Below are 18772 nucleotides of genomic sequence, written 5' to 3'. Positions count from 1 at the left end.
TGTGAACACCCAGATAAAATGAGCCATTTAATGATCGGATTCGGGAAGAGACGAATTGAAGATTAATATCCGAAGGCTGTGGTGCAATGAAACCTGCAAAGATACTCAGAATCGCCTTTAACATGGTAAAAGCCAACAAACTGCGTAGCTGGCTAACCATTGTAGGGGTAATCATAGGCATTGCCTCGGTAATGGCCATTGTCACAACCGGGGAATATTTCCAGGAACAGGTAACCAAAACCATGGAAGATCTGGGGGGAGATACGATCACCATCGTTGCCTCCTACCCATTTAATTTTGAAGATGTAGAGTACTCCCAGGAAAGTATAAGTGAAAATGAAAGTGGAGGTGGTTACGGAAGTCCGGGGACTTATGAAGAACCGAAAAATCCGGAACTCACAAGGAAGGATGTTTTCACGCTCCGTCGCATTCCTGGCGTCCAGTACATCAACGTAAACGTTGAAACCTTCGCTGACCTGGAATTCGGAGGCAAGAAGACCTCAGTTTATATCAGGGGTGTGGACCCCGGGGTCTGGCCTGACATCACCAAAAAAAAGGTGGGAGAAGGCCGGATGCTGCAGCCCGGAGACCGGACCTCAGTGGTCATAGCCAATGAACTTGCCAATGATGAAGCCCTGGGACGGCAAATCCGGGTTAATCAGATGATCCTCCTAAATGGCAAGTCCTACAGGGTAATTGGAATTCTGGCAAAGGATGGAGGGCTATTGGGCGCCCTTGGAGGGTTTGGGAACAGCATCTTCATGCCTTACGAGGAAATTTATTCCCTTTCAACTACTGAAGAGGGCGATAATGGAAAAAAGAGGAATGTCTACGATTCCATTGAAGTAAAACTCTACAAAAATGCCGATTACGAAGGTACACTAAAAGAAATGGAGGAAGTGCTGAGGCTTTCACGCAGAGTTGATGAAAAGACACAGGACTTCTATGTGTACTCAGGAAAAGAGAATATGGAAAGCGTCGGAAAGGTGATTAGCGGGCTTACTGCATTTCTGGCATTTATTGCAGGCATTTCTTTGCTTGTAGGCTCTACAGGGATTGCGAATACAATGTTTACATCCGTCCTTGAGAAAACAAAAGAAATAGGGATAATGAAAGCCATTGGAGCACAGAACAAAGATATCATGCTTATCTTTCTCTGTAATGCTGCAATGATTAGCCTTGTAGGTGGAATTATAGGAATTCTACTTGGCACAGCTGTAGTACAGGCGATATTGTTCCTGATCTCAATGAAAATGCAAACCCCCTTTGAATTTGCCCTCAGCATAAAAGGGACCATTATCGCAACTCTCGTCTCGATCATTGTGGGCCTGATTGCGGGCCTGGTACCGGCAAAAAATGCTTCGGAACTGAAGCCAGTGGATGCACTGAGGTATGAATAAGGAACTCAGGGCTCATTACGAAATAACCTGGTGCATCGATTCCAAATTCTGGACAATGAGTTGTCCATAAAAGAACCAAAGATGGACACGGATAAACATGGATTGAGGCCATCTGTATTTATCCGTTGTTCATTCATGATAAACGGGATCGATGAACCAGGCAAAACAAAACTATTTTGGAATTAACCTACGAAACACAGGAAGGATGCAGAGAAATAAGAATATATATTTTTATACATAACTATTGATAAAAATATCAATAACTCTATATAATTAAAAAAGTATGTACCTGCTAAAATTATATGGAGTGAGAAAAATGGATAGTATAAAATTGTTTAAAAAGGTTACGGATGCGATTACTACAATTATCCTTTACGTACTGCTACTGGCTTTAGTTGTGGGAATGGCAAAAACCTTACTGGATATTCGCTTCATTATTTTTGAGTCCCTTGAAAGCGGATTCAACCACATGGTAACAAGTGTACTGACAGTTTTTATTGTTATTGACCTTTTCACAGCTTTTGTTGATTATCACGAACACGACCGGATCAAGCTTACGAATATAACGGATGCCACAATTTTAATAGTCCTGCGTGAGATCGCTGTGGGCCTTTATGCCCAGAAGTTCGGGTATGAATTTGTTTTGAGCCTTTCTGTACTGCTGCTTGTGCTGGGCATAATGAGAGTGCTTACTATCACATATTCCCCGGCAAAAACCCAGGGATCTTATATTGCTGTGCAGAATGAAGGGCAACCTTCAAAACAAGGCATAAGCGCCGTTATTGATCGATGCAAGCCTGCTTCAGAAAGCAATTAATCTCTTTTAAAGATGGTTCAGCAATTTTCCCTCTGCCTCCCATAAGGCAGATGAGAAAAATATTTATCTTTTTTTTGATTCAGACTGATTATGGGAAATTCAAAAATCAAGTTGTTCTGGCGCACCCCGCAGCGAGCTACGGGGTATTCGGCTGAAAAAACATCCATAATTATATATAAATGACTTGTATATTTTTATTGAAATTAAGTTTCGTAAAGGAATATAAAAGGCCATTTTTTATAAAAACGGATGTGATTTGCATTAGAGACACGCAGGAGTTCATTTCTTCGTTCCTTGAGAGTTTCCTTGAAGGGGTTTGCATAGTCAATACCGAAGGGAAAATTGAGTTTATTAACGATCTTTATATTGATGCTACCGGATGGGACCGGACAGATCTGATGGGAAAGCAGATCAGTGAGCTTCCGGTCCTGGACAGTAATGGAATTGAGGTTAACCTGTTTAATCGGATAAAACATGGCCTGGATGAAAGCTTCAAAGCAAATATCGTAACAAATAGAAACACGATTAAGAAAGCTATTTTTAGCTGCAAAAAGTTGAAGGTTGAGGAACAGTTGAAATACTGTGTTTTTGTGAGGGAGCAGGACCATCCCAAAAGTAACAATGAAACTCTGAAAATAGCAGAAATATGCAATTGCCCGGTCTTCGAGCAGTTCCCGATAGGTATAGCCCTTGTAGGAATAGGTGGCAAATGGATCAAGGTAAATTCCACACTATGTGGGATTCTGGGATACTCCGAAGCCGAACTTCTGGAACTGAATTTTCAATCCCTTACTCACCCTGAAGATCTTGACCTGGACCTGTGTCATTTCAATGAAATTATAAATAATTCGGCAGGGGCCTATCAGACCGAAAAACGCTACATAAGAAAAGAAGGAACCCCTATCTGGACCAGGGTTTCAACCTTCATGATCAGAACTCACGAAAACAGGCCTCTATATAGTGTCTCCCATATTGAAAATATAGACGAGAAAAAAAAAGCGGTACTTGCCCTGAAAGAATCCCAGGAACAGCTGAAAGCGATATTCGAAAATGCCAGCGAATGCATCGCTATCATAGAACCCAATGGCTGTTTTCTGGATCTGAACAAGATGACATGCGAGATTCTGGGTTATTCCAGGGACGAAATGCTGAAAATGAAGCCTCATGACATTGTTGCTCCCGAATCTGCCTGTCAGTTAGCCACAGGCTTCGAGGAACTAACGGAGAAACATGTAACCCTTGATCTTACCGTTACTCGCAAGGACGGGACTCCTCTTCAAGTTGAACTGAAAATGCAACTTATCGATTACGGGGAAAAGAAAGCCATACTTATGGTTGCCCTTGACATGACCAAGTGCAAGAAGGCTGAAGAAGCTCTTCTAAACCAGGTCCAATTTTTGAAAACTCTGCTTGATACTATTCCTGCCCCTGTTTTTTACAAAGACAGGGACGAAAGGTACCAGGGCTGTAATGGGCTCTTTGCCAGCAAGATTCTAGGTCTTCCGGTAGAGAAGATTATCGGCCGCACCGTGGATGAGTTTGTTCATGAAATCCCGAAAAACCTGGCTTCCATTTACAGGGAAAAGGACCTTAAGTTGCTTGAAAACGGAAAGACACAGTATTATGAGGAAGAGGTCCTGTGTGCAAACGGAGAGCTCCGGAATTTTCTCTTCAATAAGGCAGTATACAGGGACATATCGGGTAAAGCCACGGGGATTGTTGGAGTGATGCTTGACATAACCGAACGCAAGCAAGCAGAAGAAGCCCTGAGAGAATCTGAAAACAAACTCCGGATTATTTTTGAAAATATCAGTGACGGAATTGCTCTTCATGATATTGAAGGCCGTTTCTTTGAGGTCAATCAGGTAGCCTGCGAGCAGAGTGGGTACAGCCGGAGAGAAATGCTGCAGATTACCCCGGAAGTCCTTGTAAGGTCAAAGAGGATTTTTTTTGAGCACCTTGAGGAGATATACCTGAAAGGGAGTGCTATTTTTGAAGTAAATTACATGCGTCAGGACGGGGCTGTTATCCCTCTCGAAATAAACAGCCGAATTATCGAATATGAAGGGCATCTGGCTTTACTGAGCGTTTCTCGAGATATCACCGAGCGCAAGCAGGTGGAAAAGGATCTTCTGAACTATGCGAGGCAGCTTGAGCACTCCAATAAGTTAAAAGAAGAAATGGAACGAATAATCAACAACAGCCCTGTAATTGTCTTTTTGTGGAAATACGAGGAAGGCTGGCCAATAGAATTTGTCTCGGAAAACATTACAAGGTTTGGGTATGAAATAGAGGATTTGACTTCAACCTCAAAAAAGATTTTCTACTCGGACATTGTCTATCCGGAAGACCGTGAGAAAGTGGGGGATGATGTTGTCAGAAATGTGGAGGCTGGCTGTGACGTCTATACCTCTGAATACCGGATATTTACCAAATCCGGAGAAGTCCGCTGGGTGGATGAAAGAACTTTTATCCAGAGGGACGGAAAAGGCGAGATCCATCTTCAGGGTATCATCCTTGATATCACCGAGCGCAAGCAGGCTGAAAAAGCCCTCGAGGAGAAGGTCCAATTTTTGAAAATCCTGCTTGATACAATCCCTGCTCCGGTTTTTTACAAAGGCAGGGACGGAAAGTATCAGGGTTGCAATGAACTCTTTTCCAGCAGTGTTGTAGGTATTCCTAAAGAAAGCATTATAGGGCGTACTATCAACGAACTTCCCGGCTCTTTCTCGAAACAGGTAGTTTCTCTTCACAGGAAAAGCGACTTAAAGCTGCTGAGATCTGGCGGAACAAAGTATTATGAAAGCAAGGTTATATGTAAAAATGGGGAGTCGCGAGACTTTTTCTTCAATAAGGCAGCATACAGGGATGTATTGGGGGAGGTTGTGGGAATTATCGGGGTGATGCTGGATATAACAGAGCTTAAACAAGCCGAAGAAGACCTGCAAATCAAGAACACTGCTATAGAATCTTCCATAAGCGCCATAGCTTTTGCTGACCTTAACGGAAACCTGACTTACGTGAACCCTTCTTTCATGAAATTGTGGGGCTATGGGAATAAGAAAGAGTTGCTGGGGAAAAACAGCAAATGCCTCTGGGAAAAAGATGACAAAACAGCAGAAGTTTTCTGGAGGACGTTTTCCGAAGAGAAGTTGGAAGGGGACCTGGTTGCCAAGAAGAAAAACAACTCCTTTTTTCATGTCCATCTTTCGGCAAACCTGCTCCTTGATAAAAATGGCCGCGAAATCGGGATAATGGGATCATTTGTGGATATCACTCAAAGGAAAAAAACCGAAGCGGCTTTAAATGAGGCAAAGCTGAATGCAGAAGCTGCAAACCGTTCCAAAAGTGAGTTTTTAGCCACCGTGAGCCACGAACTGAGGACCCCGTTAAATGCCGTAATCGGTTTTTCAGACCTGCTGCTCAGCCAGGTCTTCGGCCCATTAAATGAAAAGCAGCTAAAGCACGTGAATAATATTTCAAAGAGTGGAAAACACCTCTTAAGGTTAATTAATGATATCCTCGATCTCTCAAAGGTTGAAGCCGGAATGACAGAGCTTAACCTTGAGAACTTATCCCTGCAGGAAGTGGTCGAGGAAATAAAGACAATGCTGATACCACGTTCGGCTCAGAAGAACATCCGTATAATGTGCCAGATCAGCCCGAAGACACCTACCCTGAGAGCCGATAAGACAAGGTTAAAGCAGATATTATATAACCTGGTGGGCAATTCCTTAAAGTTTGCACCCAAAGAGAGCACTATTAATATATCCTCCAGGTTTTCGGAAGACAAGGTACTTATCAGTGTTGCAGACTTTGGACCGGGAATTCCGGAAGCAGCCCATCAAAGTATTTTCCAGTCCTTCGTGCAACTTGAAAAATTCGAGTCAAGAGAGCAGGAAGGAGCAGGTCTTGGCCTTGCGCTTGTTAAACGCTTTGTAGAGATGCACGGCGGAAAAGTTTGGGTTGAATCCGAAGTTGGGAAGGGCAGCATTTTTACTTTTACCATGCCTATAATACACAAAAATGAAAACTGACACTTCAAGGGTAGCATTATTTAAGCCTGATCTCTAATTCCGGTGTGCCAAAAATGGAGAACAAAAATCAGAAAACCATTTTTAAGAATATGAGTATCAATAATCCGATTATCCTGAAAATTTACGACTCTCTCCTTGATTCCTGCGGCCCTCAGGGCTGGTGGCCCCTTATCGAGCTTCATGACGAAGGCGGGACAAACCCCACAAAAACAGGCTCGGTTCAGGGATATCATCCTGGGGACTACAGCTATCCGCAGACAGGAAACCAGCAGTTTGAGATCATATGTGGGGCACTGCTTACCCAGAACACAGGCTGGCCGCAGGTTGAAAAGGCTCTCCTTAACCTCAAACGGCTAAATGCCCTTGACCCGGAAAAAATGATTTCCCTTGACCCGGAGTCCTTGAAAGAAGCCATCAAACCAGCAGGTTACTACAACCAGAAAGCTGAACGCCTCAAAATCCTTGCCGGATGGTTTTCAAATCTGAAAGACAGAACCCCGACCCGGGAAGAACTCCTCTATTTAAAAGGTGTGGGGCCCGAAACTGCCGATTCAATCCTGCTCTACGCCTTCAAACAGCCTTCTTTTGTGGTCGATGCATATACAAGGAGAATAGTAACGAACCTGGGTCTGGTAGAAGAAAAGGCAAAGTATGATGAAATAAAGGCCCTTTTTGAAGAAAATCTTCCGGAAGAACTTGCTGTGTATCAGGAGTATCATGCCCTACTGGTGGAACATGCCAAGAGATATTATCAGAAGAATAGAAACTCTGTGAAATGTCCGCTTCTGGAACTTGCCGGGAACTAAAAGAGTTTTTGGGGAAAAGAAGTTATTTACGGGCGAAATTTCAGTTGAAATTTCATCTGTATAATTTTCTTTATCCTTAGCAAGTATTTGTTTTAAATTATTTGTTTTGCAGTTAAATACTTCTTACTCAATCCAATTTGTCGTCGTGCAGTGTTTTGTGATTTTCAGTTTATTTCTTCCCTTTATCGGAAAGAAGCAATATTCCTCTTAACGCCTTATTCCGTACTTATAAGAGTTTTATTCCATCCCAATCGGAAAGTTCTGCGTCAAGAACTCCTTCATGAACCATCTTCTCAATCTCGTTTTCTACCTGTCCGTAAGTGAACTGATAGTCGTATGAGATCGCTGAGATTACATCCGGGCTATGGCAGAACCTGTCTGGAAATGCCTTATTGAACATTGCCACGTTCTCGATAATTAAGTTTCTGAGTTGTTCCATTTTTATATCACCTGTTTTTATTTTAATTTATATTTTATTTTTATTTTTGCCTAGTTTCGGGTTTCTCTTAGACATAGTATAGTCATCGAGTTCCTATAAATAGATATGCCATGTAATAAATATACGTAATAGATATCTATATAGATATAAATGATCTATTCGAGTATATTTCAGATAATATAAATTACTCGCGATGAATATTTACTCAGATAACTTATATAACTTTTGTGCTCAGTGCGCTGAAAAAGCATAGATAAATACCCGGAGAAAACAATAAATTAGAGTTAAAGTATACTAACACTATAGTTTATTTCGATGTAACGAATTTTCTGGTTTGCAAGTATCGGCTTTCGGGCTGAAGGATATTAGAAGGGAAATCCGAGGGGAAAAGGAGAAAAAAATGGAGCAATTTCCATCAAAAAACCCGAATCCTGTGCTTCGTCTGGATAAAAATGGGACAGTTCTTTACTCAAACAGCCCAGGTGAATCCCTGCTGCAAAAATGGCGTGTGGGAGTTGGAGAAAAACTGCCTTCCTATATCGGAGATTTTGTGCAAAGGGTAATTTCCCTGAATAGCCCGGAGAAAATGGAAGTTAAAGTGGGAAAAAAGGTATACCTGATCACGTTTAACCCTTTGTCTGAAGAATCCGTAAACGTTTACGGATTTGATATAAGCGGTCAGAAAGAACTGGAAGAAAAACTCCGTATCAAGGAAAAACATCATGATGTTCTTTACAAGATAGGAAGGATAGCCCTTACGTCTGAAAGCCTTCAAACCTTCATGGACGAAAGTGTAAAGCTGGTTGCCAGTACCCTGAAACTCGAATACTGTAAAATCCTGGAACTTTTACCCGATGGAAATTTTCTGCTAAGGGCCGGAGTAGGGTGGAAACCCGGACTTGTGGGAAAAGCTGTCATCGATGGGAAAATGGAATCCCAGGCGGGATACACCCTGTTTTCAAAAAGCCCTGTTATTGTGGAAAACCTCACGGAGGAAAAGCGTTTCAGTGCCCCTCCGATTCTGGAGGAATATGATGTGGTCAGCGGGATGAGTGTCGTCATAGGAAACAGGGAAAACCCCTTTGGGGTGCTGGGAGCTCACAGTGCTAAGAAAAGGAAGTTTACTGGAGAAGACACCCATTTTCTCAATTCAGTATCATTTTTGATTGCAGAAGTAATCAAACGCAGGCGTGCAGAAGAGGAACTGAGGCAGCACAGAGAACAGCTTGAAGAATTAATAAAAGAAAGGACCTCCGAACTTACAAAGGCAAATGAGCAGCTTTCCAGGGAAATTGCAGGACGCAAGCAGATGGAAAAGGCCCTTCAGAATAACGTGAATTTTCTAGAAACAGTTCTTAATGCAATACCAGCCCCCGTTTTTTACAGGAACATGGACTACATATACCAGGGCTGCAATGAGATGTTTGCAAGGCATATCCTGGGTCTCCCTAAAGAAAAAGTAGTAGGACATTCCGTAGATGAGTTTAAAAAAGAGTTTTCTGAGGAAACGATAGACTCCTCCAAACATTATGACGGGATACTGGTAAACGAAGGAGTAAGTTTGCCTCATGAAATAAAGATAAAGTGCGCCGAAGACGGTGAAGTGAGGAATTTTCTTGTCCATAAGGCCACATACAGTGATGTTGCCGGGAATGTAATCGGGATTGTAGGAGTATTACTTGACATTACCAAACGAAAAAAGGCAGAGGAAGCCCTTTTAAAAACCGAGAATCTCCGCAAAAAAGAGATCCACCACAGGATCAAAAACAACCTCCAGGTGATATCATCCCTGCTAAGCCTCCAGGCTGAACACTTCAGCGATGAAAAAGTTAAAGAAGCCTTTCAGGACAGCCAGAACAGGGTCATATCGATGTCCCTTATCCACGAGGAACTTTACAAAACCGGGGACTCTGAAACCCTTGATTTTACAGCCTACCTGCAAAAACTGGCAACCGAACTTCTCCAATCCTATAAAATCGGGACTGAAGACATCCGCTTGAAGATGGACCTCGAAAACGCATCTCTCAAAATGGACACGGCAATCCCCCTGGGAATTATTGTCAGTGAACTTGTTTCCAACTCCTTAAAACATGCTTTTCCCATGGGAAGAAACGGGGAAATCCGGATCAAACTCCACCGGCCAGAGAATGATGAGACGTCTCAGTTTATGCTGACCGTTTCGGATGATGGAGTTGGCATGCCGGAAAATATCGATTTCAGAAATACCCCCTCCCTTGGACTTCAACTTGTAAATGCCCTGGTAGAACAGATCAATGGGAGTATCGAACTCGAAAAAGGGGTGGGAACAGGATTCAGGATCCGATTCAAAGAAGATTAAGGCTGAGAAACAATCTTCAATGGCACTGGAAAAATCTAGCATCAAAATATCAACTATTTTTATCGACTATTTAGCAGCCAAGTCAAAAAATTCATGGAATATTTAACAGCTCAGGCATTACGCTAAAAAACGCTTTTATGAGCCATACTGCGAAAATCAGGAATAAAATGTAGACAATAGCTTCTGCCATCTGTCCCATAGATTTAAATTAGGCGCATAGTACATAATATTTTTTATTAGACAGTAAATTATTATTTCTAGAATTGTATATAACTATGTCAGAAGAAGCATAAAACCAGCCTGCAGAATTCAGGTTTAGAAATTGAGGTTTAGCTGGATGGCATTAAACATGGCACCTGTTATTAAATCTGCTGAACTTCCCGGTAAGGTAGTACTCCCATATGTTGAGCAGGGGGATGTCTCGGGCGTCCCAGTGCTGTTTTTGCACGCCATTGCAGACTCCTGGCATGCCTTTGAGCGCTTACTGCCTCATCTGCCCGGATATATACATGCCATAGCTCTGACACAAAGGGGCCATGGAGATGCGAGCCGCCCTGAGGTGGGTTATAGACCGCGTGATTTTGCGGCTGACCTTCTGGTTTTTATGGACATACTTCAGCTTGAAGCAGCCGTAATCATAGGAGGTTCCAGTGGCGGTATTATCGCCCGGCGCTTTGCAATCGACCACCCCGAACGCACTCTCGGGCTTGTGCTCCTTGGCTCTCCTTTCACCCTTAAAGATAAACCGGGCCCTCAGGAACTGTGGAACTCTATAATATCAAAAATGACAGACCCTGTTGACCCGCGAATGGTCCGCGAATTTGCAGAAGATACGCTTGCTCAGCCAGTGCCTCAGGATTTTTTAGAAATGCTGGTGCAGGAGAACCTGAAAGTCCCTGCACGCGTATGGAAAGCGACATTTAAAGGTCTCATGGAAGATGATTCTTCCGAAGAGCTCAATAAGATCAGGGCACCCACCCTGATTATCTGGGGGGACAGGGATGCATTCCTTCCCCTGAGCGACCAGAAAGCCCTCACAGAAGCGATCTCATGCTCACAATTCGTTGTGTATCCAGGTGGCGGGCACGCTTTCTATTGGGAAGAGCCGGTTCGCGTTGCATCGGATATTGTTGCATTTATTGAAGAGATTGCCGATTGATTGAAATGCTACGGAAGGGCATCCCCAGTCCTTTATTTCTGAAAGACCTATTACTCAAAATTTTTTTAAAATCATTTACAGAAAACTGGTGAAAAGCCTGAAGTTTTTGAAAGCCGAAACCTGGTAATAGCGGGCAGTTCGCTGGAATAAGACAAACAGAAAACACGAAGATTGTAGACATGATCAAACCCAAAATGAAGTAAAGCGAGATAAAATGAGATAAAATGGAAGGAAACAAAATGAAGTGTTAAAAAGGGCGCTTGTGACCATAAGGTCTGATCCACAATTTAATGTAGTTCTGTACTTAAGTTCTAATTATTTAAGTCATTACTTAGTCAAGTTACTACTTAGTCAAGTCACTCTATTTAAGTTACATACCTTCTCGGTACGTCTTTTCATAGATCTGGGACTGACCTTATGGATCAATTGAAATTATTTCATTAAAGGTCTAAAAGAACAATCATAGGATACTTTTTTAGTTAGTAAGTACTAATTTCCGTGTACACACATGATTAAAATGATTGGCTAACCATGATGGTTAGCCGGGTTTATTAAAAGAGTATTAACACATCCCCAGGGCTTTGAGGAGCTGTTTTAAATCTGCCTTTGAGCTCTCGACGAAGATTCCCCTTGTGCCCGAGATCATAACGGTCCAATCGCCACCGCTGTACATCCAGTTGTGCTGAGGTATCCAGCTCATCTTGTAGAGCTGTGTGTAGGCACTGGCCAGAGCATCGAACATCATGTTTACGGTTCCGCAAAATTTGGCAGTCGTCTCAGCCATCTCTTTGGGCATCTCGGTTTTGGATTTATACTCCACAAGCTTTCCTTCCGGGCTGAAAATCCCGGCTGCAGCTACACCATCAAACTTCAGAAGCTCATCTAACGATAGGTTGCACTCTTTTTGGTTCATGTATTTCCCCCCAATAATTCCAGTATATACCGGTGAACTGTTCGCTAAATCTAAAAAGTTACGGGCTTCCTGCTTCATTTATCGAATTGCCTTTACAAATCCACAGGATCTCTCCGCTTCCATGCATAAAAATTAGTTCAGCGAATAATCTTTCCTTCGGGCATGATTTTTGCATAAAGGAATGAAAAGTGATTGGTACAATATTATATAAAAATATCAAATTAAAAAAAGAACGTTCAAAACTAAATAATTAAACCTTTTCCATTTACTGAAAATATACTCTTCTTGAGTTTTTTCACGAATCGTGGAGGTTTTTGAATCCGGTTATCTCAGATCACGAGATACTCACCTATCGCAGGCCAGCCTTCCCTTGTATGAACTTGAAAAAAAAATAGAGAACAAAAGATGAGTTTTTGTAGTGACCACTGGCAGTTAGAAGAAAAATCAAAAAGGCCGAAACAAAGTGAAAAGATGTGTTTTCACCTACAACTGTTAGAATATTCTTACAGATGCATGTTAGGATACATTTCTTTCATTTTGTAGCCATTATTTTTGAAAAAGTCGACCCCATCCAGTGCATTGAGAGCGAAAGGATCAGATAAACAGATCAAAGAAAGTTTTTTAACTTCCGATATACACTGAAATCACATGAAAAGATGGCCTCTGAATCCAAAAATTCCAGAAAAAATAGCTTCGGAAAAAATAACTGCGGGAAAGATAGACCCTGTAAAAATCCCGCAGAAAGGGGAAGCCGGCTCTTTCTGGGAGGACCGGGGAGACCGATACCACTGTGGAGTTGACCTTTATGCTCCCGAAAACACTGAGGTCTTTTCAATCGAAGAAGGAATGGTTACGGAAACCGGCCTTATGACCTCCCCCGAAATTCTGCTTTACTGGAACCCCACGTATTACGTGATAATCAAAAACACATCCGGGACGTTTTGCAAGTATGGGGAACTTGCAGAGTATGCCGTACAAAAAGGAGATAATGTAGGCTCCGGACAGCTGGTAGGATATGTGGGAATGGTCCTCAACTGTGCGAAAATAGATGAATCCTCTCCATCCTATATCCGGAAATTAAAGAATAAAAACTCCAGTATGCTGCATTTTGAACTCTGGAAGGATAAACCCATTACCTCCCATAGAGATTATCTTGGAGGGAACTGGTTTTCTGAAGAAAAGCCAGAAAACCTTGTAGATCCTACGGAATATCTGGTATCAATAAGGAACTGAATGGAAGATCGAGCTGGAGTTCACGGTTTTTTGCGGCGGATTATGTCATTTATATCAGTTCCTTTTGTATAGTCCGGGCATGCAACTTTAAGAAAAAGATAATTTCCCGAGAGAAGGGAAATTAATATTCATATACATGGACCAATGTGAATTTATTTCGAAAAATTTTTCAATAATTTTGCCAAATGACACTGTGTGTTTTTGACGTTTTTCATCTTGAAAAGCCTATCAATACTACAGCTAAAAATAATAGATAAACATAGGCACTTAATAAAAATATATGCTTTTTTATACAGATATATTATAGCAAACTACCTAATGAATATATTATTAAGACGGATTTGAAAAAATACCTATGATTTGAACATTGTGGTGGTTCCTGCTTAATCGGTTGGTATTATTCAGAATATCCTGAGATGAAATCTTTTTTCTCTTCTGCGCCTTACAGGGCTGAAACCGTCTCGTCTGCCTGCAAAAACAAATAACAGGCGAATTCCTACTGGTATTAAGAAAAAACGAGATTATAGTGAAATGCCTTCATGGTCCGAAGAATACTTCCCTTGACCCCGGAAACCGCTTTTCAATTCACAGGTAAATATCGGACGTATCCGTCAGCTTGTCTGGCGGCCCTGCAAAGAAAATAGAAAAAAGAAGAAAGATAATTAGGATTTACGCACTTGAGGTACAAAATCAAATTCAACAGACGGTGTGATAAAATTAGTTTTTTAAACAGTAGGAGGTTTAATGCTAATGATTTCTCAGTTCAACCGCGTAAGTCCTGATAATAAGAGAAGGAAGAAACAAGAGGTTGAAATTTCCATTAAAAATCAATACAAGCAGACGTGAATAATAGTATTTTTCAGGTATATTTTTATCAGGTTCTGACTGCATCTCCCTACTTTTTACTTTAATTTTACGTTATAGCTTTTCTTTCGGGTCTTTTGTCTTATTTTTTGTCTGAAAGCCGCTCTCCTGTGTCGAGCGTGACAAAAACGACTTTAAACAGCTAATTAGTTGTACTGGACAGAAATATGTGTAATTCAGTCCTCTTGAGCGTAGCGAAAAGGACGCGTACTGTTGCGATTACATCGCAACTCCCGGGAAATCTCCGATTTCATGTGATCCCGGAGCGTAATTCGGGAGAAAAACAAATTCCCCTGCTGGATAACCTTACCTACCTCCTTTATATAAAAGAACGTCAGATTTTTCCGTATGCGGGAAGGAGAAGAAAAAGAACTCACAGCTTATTGCGGGCTTTACTGCGCCGACTGTATCCACTTTCAGAATAAACACAGTAAACTTGCGGGGCAGCTGAAAGAGGCACTTGAGAATATAGACTTTCAAAGCTACGCCAGCGTAAAAAGTCCTTTTGGTTCGGAGTTCCAGCAGTATGATGTGTTTCTTACAGTGCTTGAAGCTCTTATAAGCTACTCCTGCTCTGAAGGCTGTCGAACAGGAGGAGGGTGCAGTGAAGAGACCTGCCAGATAATTCAGTGCTGTAAGGAAAAAGGCTACGAGGGGTGCTGGGAATGCGGGACTTTTGAAACATGTGAGAAGTTCGAGTGCTTAAAACTCCGCTGTGAAGCTTCGGTAATGCATAACCTCAAAGAGATAAGGGAAAATGGTTTTGAAGGCTGGAGCAAGCGCCGCAGGCCTATTTATAACTGGCAACAGGTGTGACCGAAGAAGCGTCTGAAGAAGAGTTTGAACATAAAATGAACCGCAAAAGACATAATCAAATTTGATTACATGCTGCTGCCATCCGATGAATTAGCCTGGTTTCTGAAAAAAATATTTTTGTGGGATTGATATGGTGATTCCATATGAGAAAACATCCCAATATGATAAAATATCCCGAATTGATGTAAATATCGAAGCATTCAAGAAATTGCCCGTAATCAAAAAAGATTACATAGAGAGAGGCGATGGAAATAAATTGTTACAGACTTTTTTCGATATGCACAGGAGAACAGATTTCCCTTCGTGCTTATTATAGATCGGGACGAAAATGCGCCTGCATCAAGGAAAAGCTCAAGTTCTTAAAACCGGGAGCGAAACCACAAATCTCCTGAGGGAAAAACCAAAACTATAGACCAGAGCTTCATAGACCAAAGATACATAGACCAAAGATACATCTGTTAGCAGACCCGATACCTGTGCAGGGGAGTTATATGCAGGCATTTGTAGGCACAAGCGGCTGGTACTACGAGTGGAATGAGGAGAAAAGCCTGGACTGGTTCGTAAGGAATTCCAAACTGAATGCTGTAGAGCTAAATGCAAGTTTTTACAGGTTTCCTTCTCCCAATACGATAAAGAACTGGTCAGTAAAAGGAGCCGGGCTGCGGTGGAGCGTAAAGGCCCACATGTCGGTTACCCATAAACATCAATTCAATGAAAGAGCCTTTGAAATATGGAACAATTTCAGGGAACGTTTCGAACCCCTTGATCCTCTGATTGATTTTTACCTCTTCCAGACACCACCAAAGTTCAAGGACATAGGAAAAGTTCTGGACTTTGCAAAAGCCACAGGCCTGGGGAAGAGGTTTGCTTTAGAAATCCGGAACAGAGACGTGCTGGGAGACGAGTGGCTGTGTGAGGCAATTGTGGAAAAAGTAACTCCCGTATCTGTAGACTCCCCCGACTTCCGGGACCGGATCTTTCCCGGCAAAATTGTTTATTTGCGGATGCATGGGCGAGAAGGCTGGTACTGCTATGCTTATTCAGGAAAGGAAATGAGGGAAACCGCAGGAAAAATCCTTGAAGAAGGCCCGGAAAAAGCCTATGTTTACTTTAATAACGACCACAATATGCTGAAAAATGCAAGAGTGATGCTGGACATCATGAATGAATTGTCAACCTGAGGAGAGCCCTGTGCAGCACTTCAAACATCCCCTCCAAATGGGATCAGAACCTAAGATCAGAGCTATCTTCTACTCCTGGAAATCCCCCTGCAGAGGAGTGAAATTTATGTAAACGTAAACCAGGCATTAGAAAAAGATTATTATATTAAGAATATATATTCACAATTGACAAGTTAACTTTAGAAGGTCAAAAATAAGGTTTATCTAAATTATAATGTCAAATTTTATGAAAATTAATCTCTGATAAACAGTGTCACTTGAATAACTTTTTTTATATATGATAATAGAAGTGATAATTCCGGGTAAAAAAGGGGAAAAAACATGTTCTGGAGCAAGGACGATATTGTAGAAAGGCTTGCCAAAATCCCGCGCACACTGGAAGACATCTCAGTAGAGATCTTCGAAGGCGTACCTTCAACAAATGATTTCTTGCACAGGGTTAGCCTATCGCGGGAAAACAGCCCCGATGCACCATACGTATGCAGACACCTGTACAAAAATGTGAACATAGAACAGGAATTAATGTATCCTTACCTGGATAATGCTCTTCCCAACGAATTTGCCATCCGTGCGACACAGTACAGGTTCATGCTGCCCTATGAGATCAGGGGCTGCAGCGTCAGGAAAGAATACCGAATCTTCCAGCCAGAAGAGCTAAATACAAAGTTTCCGCTGGCATATGAAAGGCTTCTGGGAATCAAATCCAAATTAGGATCCGATGGAGAAAAGCTTGATTCCGCCGACTGTTACCGCCTAGAAGATGAAAGATTCTTGCAATACATCAACACGCCCAAAATCATCATTACCGACCATTACCGTTTGCAGGCCTCGTACGATGCAGCCGGAAACCATGTGTTTGCGGGTGGGATAGGAGTAATCCTCGGTGACCCTTCCATGTACCATTACGTTACAGCCATCCTTAATTCCTCCATATCAAGAGCCTTCCCGGAAATCTGGAAACGCGAAAAAAAGTGCACCAGCAACAACATTTATCCTAAAACTCTGAAGAGGTTTCCTATAATATTCCCAAAGGGCGAACCCGTTGAAACCCTGATAATCACAATTTCCCGCTATCTTATTTATCTCAACAGCCAGAAACATACGGCAAGTGTCTGCTCTTTGCCTTATTACCAGAAACTCATAGACTTCTACAAACGGATTATGGACCTCCTGATTCTGGACACCTACTTAACAAACGACCTGGACCCCAGGTTTCTGGAAATTCTTGCAGAAAACATCATATCTCCCGAAGAAGGATTCGAATACATCACCGATATGAGCCTTCTTATTTCAATGCAGGCCGTAAAGAAAAACATCCTTGATTCCCCGGACTTCCGAAAATGTAAGTTCAACAATGAATTCACCAACATTCTGGTGACCCTGAAAAACAACGTCGTCTGGTAAAAACCAATTAAGATTCAAAAAGAGAAAGGGGAGAAAAATTTCCCCTTTTGTCAAAATATTTTTCAGTCAAATGAACCATAATTTTCCATCATAGAGGTCATAAGTTTAGCTGTCGGCTCCTGTCCATCCACACGGAGAGAACCTTCAGAGCCTCTGTTCCCATCTTTTCTTTTAAAGGGTCAAGAGCTGAATCAACACTGGCTTTTCAACCGGCTCGACGATGGGGTCAAATGCCCCGTAGACGATACTGCAATCCTTTTCATTATCTATGGAAAGTCTGACCCGTCAGGCTCAAAAATCAAATCTCGTGGATATTATTTTCTTCGGTAGCTGCAAGCTTTGCCTGCAGAAATTTTTCTTCAGCCTTTTTACGTTCTGAGAGGTCAATGAAACTTTCAACAAAATAACCGTTTCCTCCTATTGAGACAGGCACAACATTTCTGAGGATTGGTATGGGCTTTCCTCTGGCTTTGAAAAGAAAATCCTCCGAGAGGTCTCCAGCCGGGTCCAGAGAAAGGTCAGTACATCCTTCTTCCTCGCCCTGGCAGACTAACTGATGGCAGACCATTCCTATAATTTCCTTTTCAGAATAACCCGTAGTTTTCAGTGCAACCTGGTTTACACCCACAATTTTTCTGGAGGAAGCTTCGATCAGTAGGATACCGCAAAGTGTATTGTCAAGGACGGTTTTGAGCCTTTTCCAGTTCTCATGCTCCCATCTTTCTGCATTTTTCAGGCTGGTAATATCCTGAGCTACAATCTGAACAATATTGTTTTTTCTGTCGATAAGGGACAGGCTAACTTCGGAATCAATAATTTCCCCGTCAGGTTTCTGGTGTCTCATTTCAAAGTGAGAAGAATCCTGCTTGAAGGTTTCCTTAAGTGCCTGTTGAAGTTCAGGAAGGTACTCAGAAGGAATGAAGGACAATAGAGAAATATTGTGTGGACGCCTCTGCCCGAAACCGAAAGTTTCACAACCTTTTTTATTGATGTCCAGAACCTTTTTTCCATCCGAAATAATAACAGCGTCATTGGACTGCTCAAATAGAGCCCTGTACATCGCATCTTTTTCCCTGAGACCGTCTTCTGCTTCCCTGTAAAGTGTGAGGGTACTTTCGAGTTCCATCCATCTTCGGAGAGAAAATATTCCCAGTCCAAAAGAGGTATATATAGAAAGAATGAGCAGGAGTCCCAGCCCTTCACGATTATAATTTTCAACAAACAATACGAAAGATTCAAAAAGATTATAGCTAGAAGCTGCCAATGTAAATATAAAACCCAGGACCAGAATAAGCATGAGTTCGTTAGACCTTTTTGTGAACGGCGACTTTGAAATATTTTCCATCCCTCATCCCCCTTAAAGGA

13 protein-coding genes are annotated in these 18772 nt (G+C 42.0%); 10 read left to right on the top strand and 3 right to left on the bottom strand.

What is annotated here, in order from left to right; genetic code table 11:
- The first annotated feature begins 86 nt into the window (after positions 1 to 86).
- The 4 genes from EO98_RS07145 to EO98_RS07130 all read left to right on the top strand — a co-directional run bounded on the left by EO98_RS07145 (position 87) and on the right by EO98_RS07130 (position 7060).
- The gene (locus tag EO98_RS07145) at positions 87 to 1400 is read left to right on the top strand and encodes an ABC transporter permease (protein WP_048139155.1); all 1314 of its coding nucleotides are present in this window, start codon (positions 87 to 89) and stop codon (positions 1398 to 1400) included.
- Positions 1401 to 1716: 316 nt separating this feature from the next.
- On the top strand, positions 1717 to 2217 hold the full coding sequence (locus tag EO98_RS07140; RefSeq protein ID WP_048139152.1) for a phosphate-starvation-inducible PsiE family protein: 501 nt from the start codon (positions 1717 to 1719) through the stop codon (positions 2215 to 2217).
- A 251-nt stretch (positions 2218 to 2468) separates the two neighbouring features.
- On the top strand, positions 2469 to 6254 hold the full coding sequence (locus EO98_RS07135; RefSeq protein WP_048139149.1) for a PAS domain S-box protein: 3786 nt from the start codon (positions 2469 to 2471) through the stop codon (positions 6252 to 6254).
- A gap of 53 nt (positions 6255 to 6307) precedes the next feature.
- The gene (locus tag EO98_RS07130; protein ID WP_200895285.1) at positions 6308 to 7060 is read left to right on the top strand and encodes an endonuclease III domain-containing protein; all 753 of its coding nucleotides are present in this window, start codon (positions 6308 to 6310) and stop codon (positions 7058 to 7060) included.
- A 226-nt stretch (positions 7061 to 7286) separates the two neighbouring features.
- Here EO98_RS07130 and EO98_RS07125 read toward each other — a convergent pair whose 3' ends face one another.
- On the bottom strand, positions 7287 to 7499 hold the full coding sequence (locus tag EO98_RS07125) for a hypothetical protein (RefSeq protein ID WP_048133254.1): 213 nt from the start codon (positions 7497 to 7499) through the stop codon (positions 7287 to 7289).
- A gap of 400 nt (positions 7500 to 7899) precedes the next feature.
- On the opposite strand from EO98_RS07125, the gene EO98_RS07120 reads away from it, so the two are divergent.
- Complete coding sequence (locus tag EO98_RS07120) at positions 7900 to 9837, top strand: histidine kinase dimerization/phosphoacceptor domain -containing protein (protein ID WP_048139211.1); 1938 nt, start codon at positions 7900 to 7902, stop codon at positions 9835 to 9837.
- A gap of 337 nt (positions 9838 to 10174) precedes the next feature.
- Positions 10175 to 10996 (top strand): alpha/beta fold hydrolase, encoded by an 822-nt coding sequence (locus tag EO98_RS07115; protein WP_082098514.1) that lies wholly within the window; start codon positions 10175 to 10177, stop codon positions 10994 to 10996.
- 562 nt (positions 10997 to 11558) lie between these two features.
- Here the strand turns inward: EO98_RS07115 and EO98_RS07110 are convergent.
- Complete coding sequence (locus tag EO98_RS07110) at positions 11559 to 11909, bottom strand: DUF2173 family protein (protein ID WP_048139210.1); 351 nt, start codon at positions 11907 to 11909, stop codon at positions 11559 to 11561.
- A gap of 648 nt (positions 11910 to 12557) precedes the next feature.
- On the opposite strand from EO98_RS07110, the gene EO98_RS07105 reads away from it, so the two are divergent.
- From EO98_RS07105 to EO98_RS07085, 4 genes are all read left to right on the top strand, one after another.
- The gene (locus EO98_RS07105) at positions 12558 to 13142 is read left to right on the top strand and encodes a M23 family metallopeptidase (RefSeq protein WP_048139145.1); all 585 of its coding nucleotides are present in this window, start codon (positions 12558 to 12560) and stop codon (positions 13140 to 13142) included.
- 1212 nt (positions 13143 to 14354) lie between these two features.
- Positions 14355 to 14822, top strand: coding sequence for a DUF3795 domain-containing protein (locus EO98_RS07100; protein ID WP_048139143.1), 468 nt, complete (start codon positions 14355 to 14357; stop codon positions 14820 to 14822).
- A 491-nt stretch (positions 14823 to 15313) separates the two neighbouring features.
- Positions 15314 to 16003 carry a DUF72 domain-containing protein gene (locus EO98_RS07090; RefSeq protein WP_048139139.1) on the top strand — a complete coding sequence of 230 codons (690 nt, stop codon included), beginning with the start codon at positions 15314 to 15316 and terminating at the stop codon, positions 16001 to 16003.
- Between the two features lie 321 nt (positions 16004 to 16324).
- Positions 16325 to 17407, top strand: a complete 1083-nt coding sequence (locus EO98_RS07085; RefSeq protein ID WP_048139138.1) for a hypothetical protein — start codon at positions 16325 to 16327, stop codon at positions 17405 to 17407.
- Between the two features lie 298 nt (positions 17408 to 17705).
- On the opposite strand, the gene EO98_RS07080 is transcribed toward EO98_RS07085, so the two are convergent.
- Positions 17706 to 18752, bottom strand: coding sequence for a PAS domain-containing protein (locus tag EO98_RS07080; RefSeq protein ID WP_082098513.1), 1047 nt, complete (start codon positions 18750 to 18752; stop codon positions 17706 to 17708).
- Positions 18753 to 18772: the final 20 nt, after the last annotated feature.

The sequence above is a fragment of the Methanosarcina sp. 2.H.T.1A.6 genome (genome assembly GCF_000979455.1).
GTDB lineage: Archaea > Halobacteriota > Methanosarcinia > Methanosarcinales > Methanosarcinaceae > Methanosarcina.
Note: the sequence above shows the minus strand (reverse complement) of the source record. Positions and strands in the feature narration are given on the sequence as shown.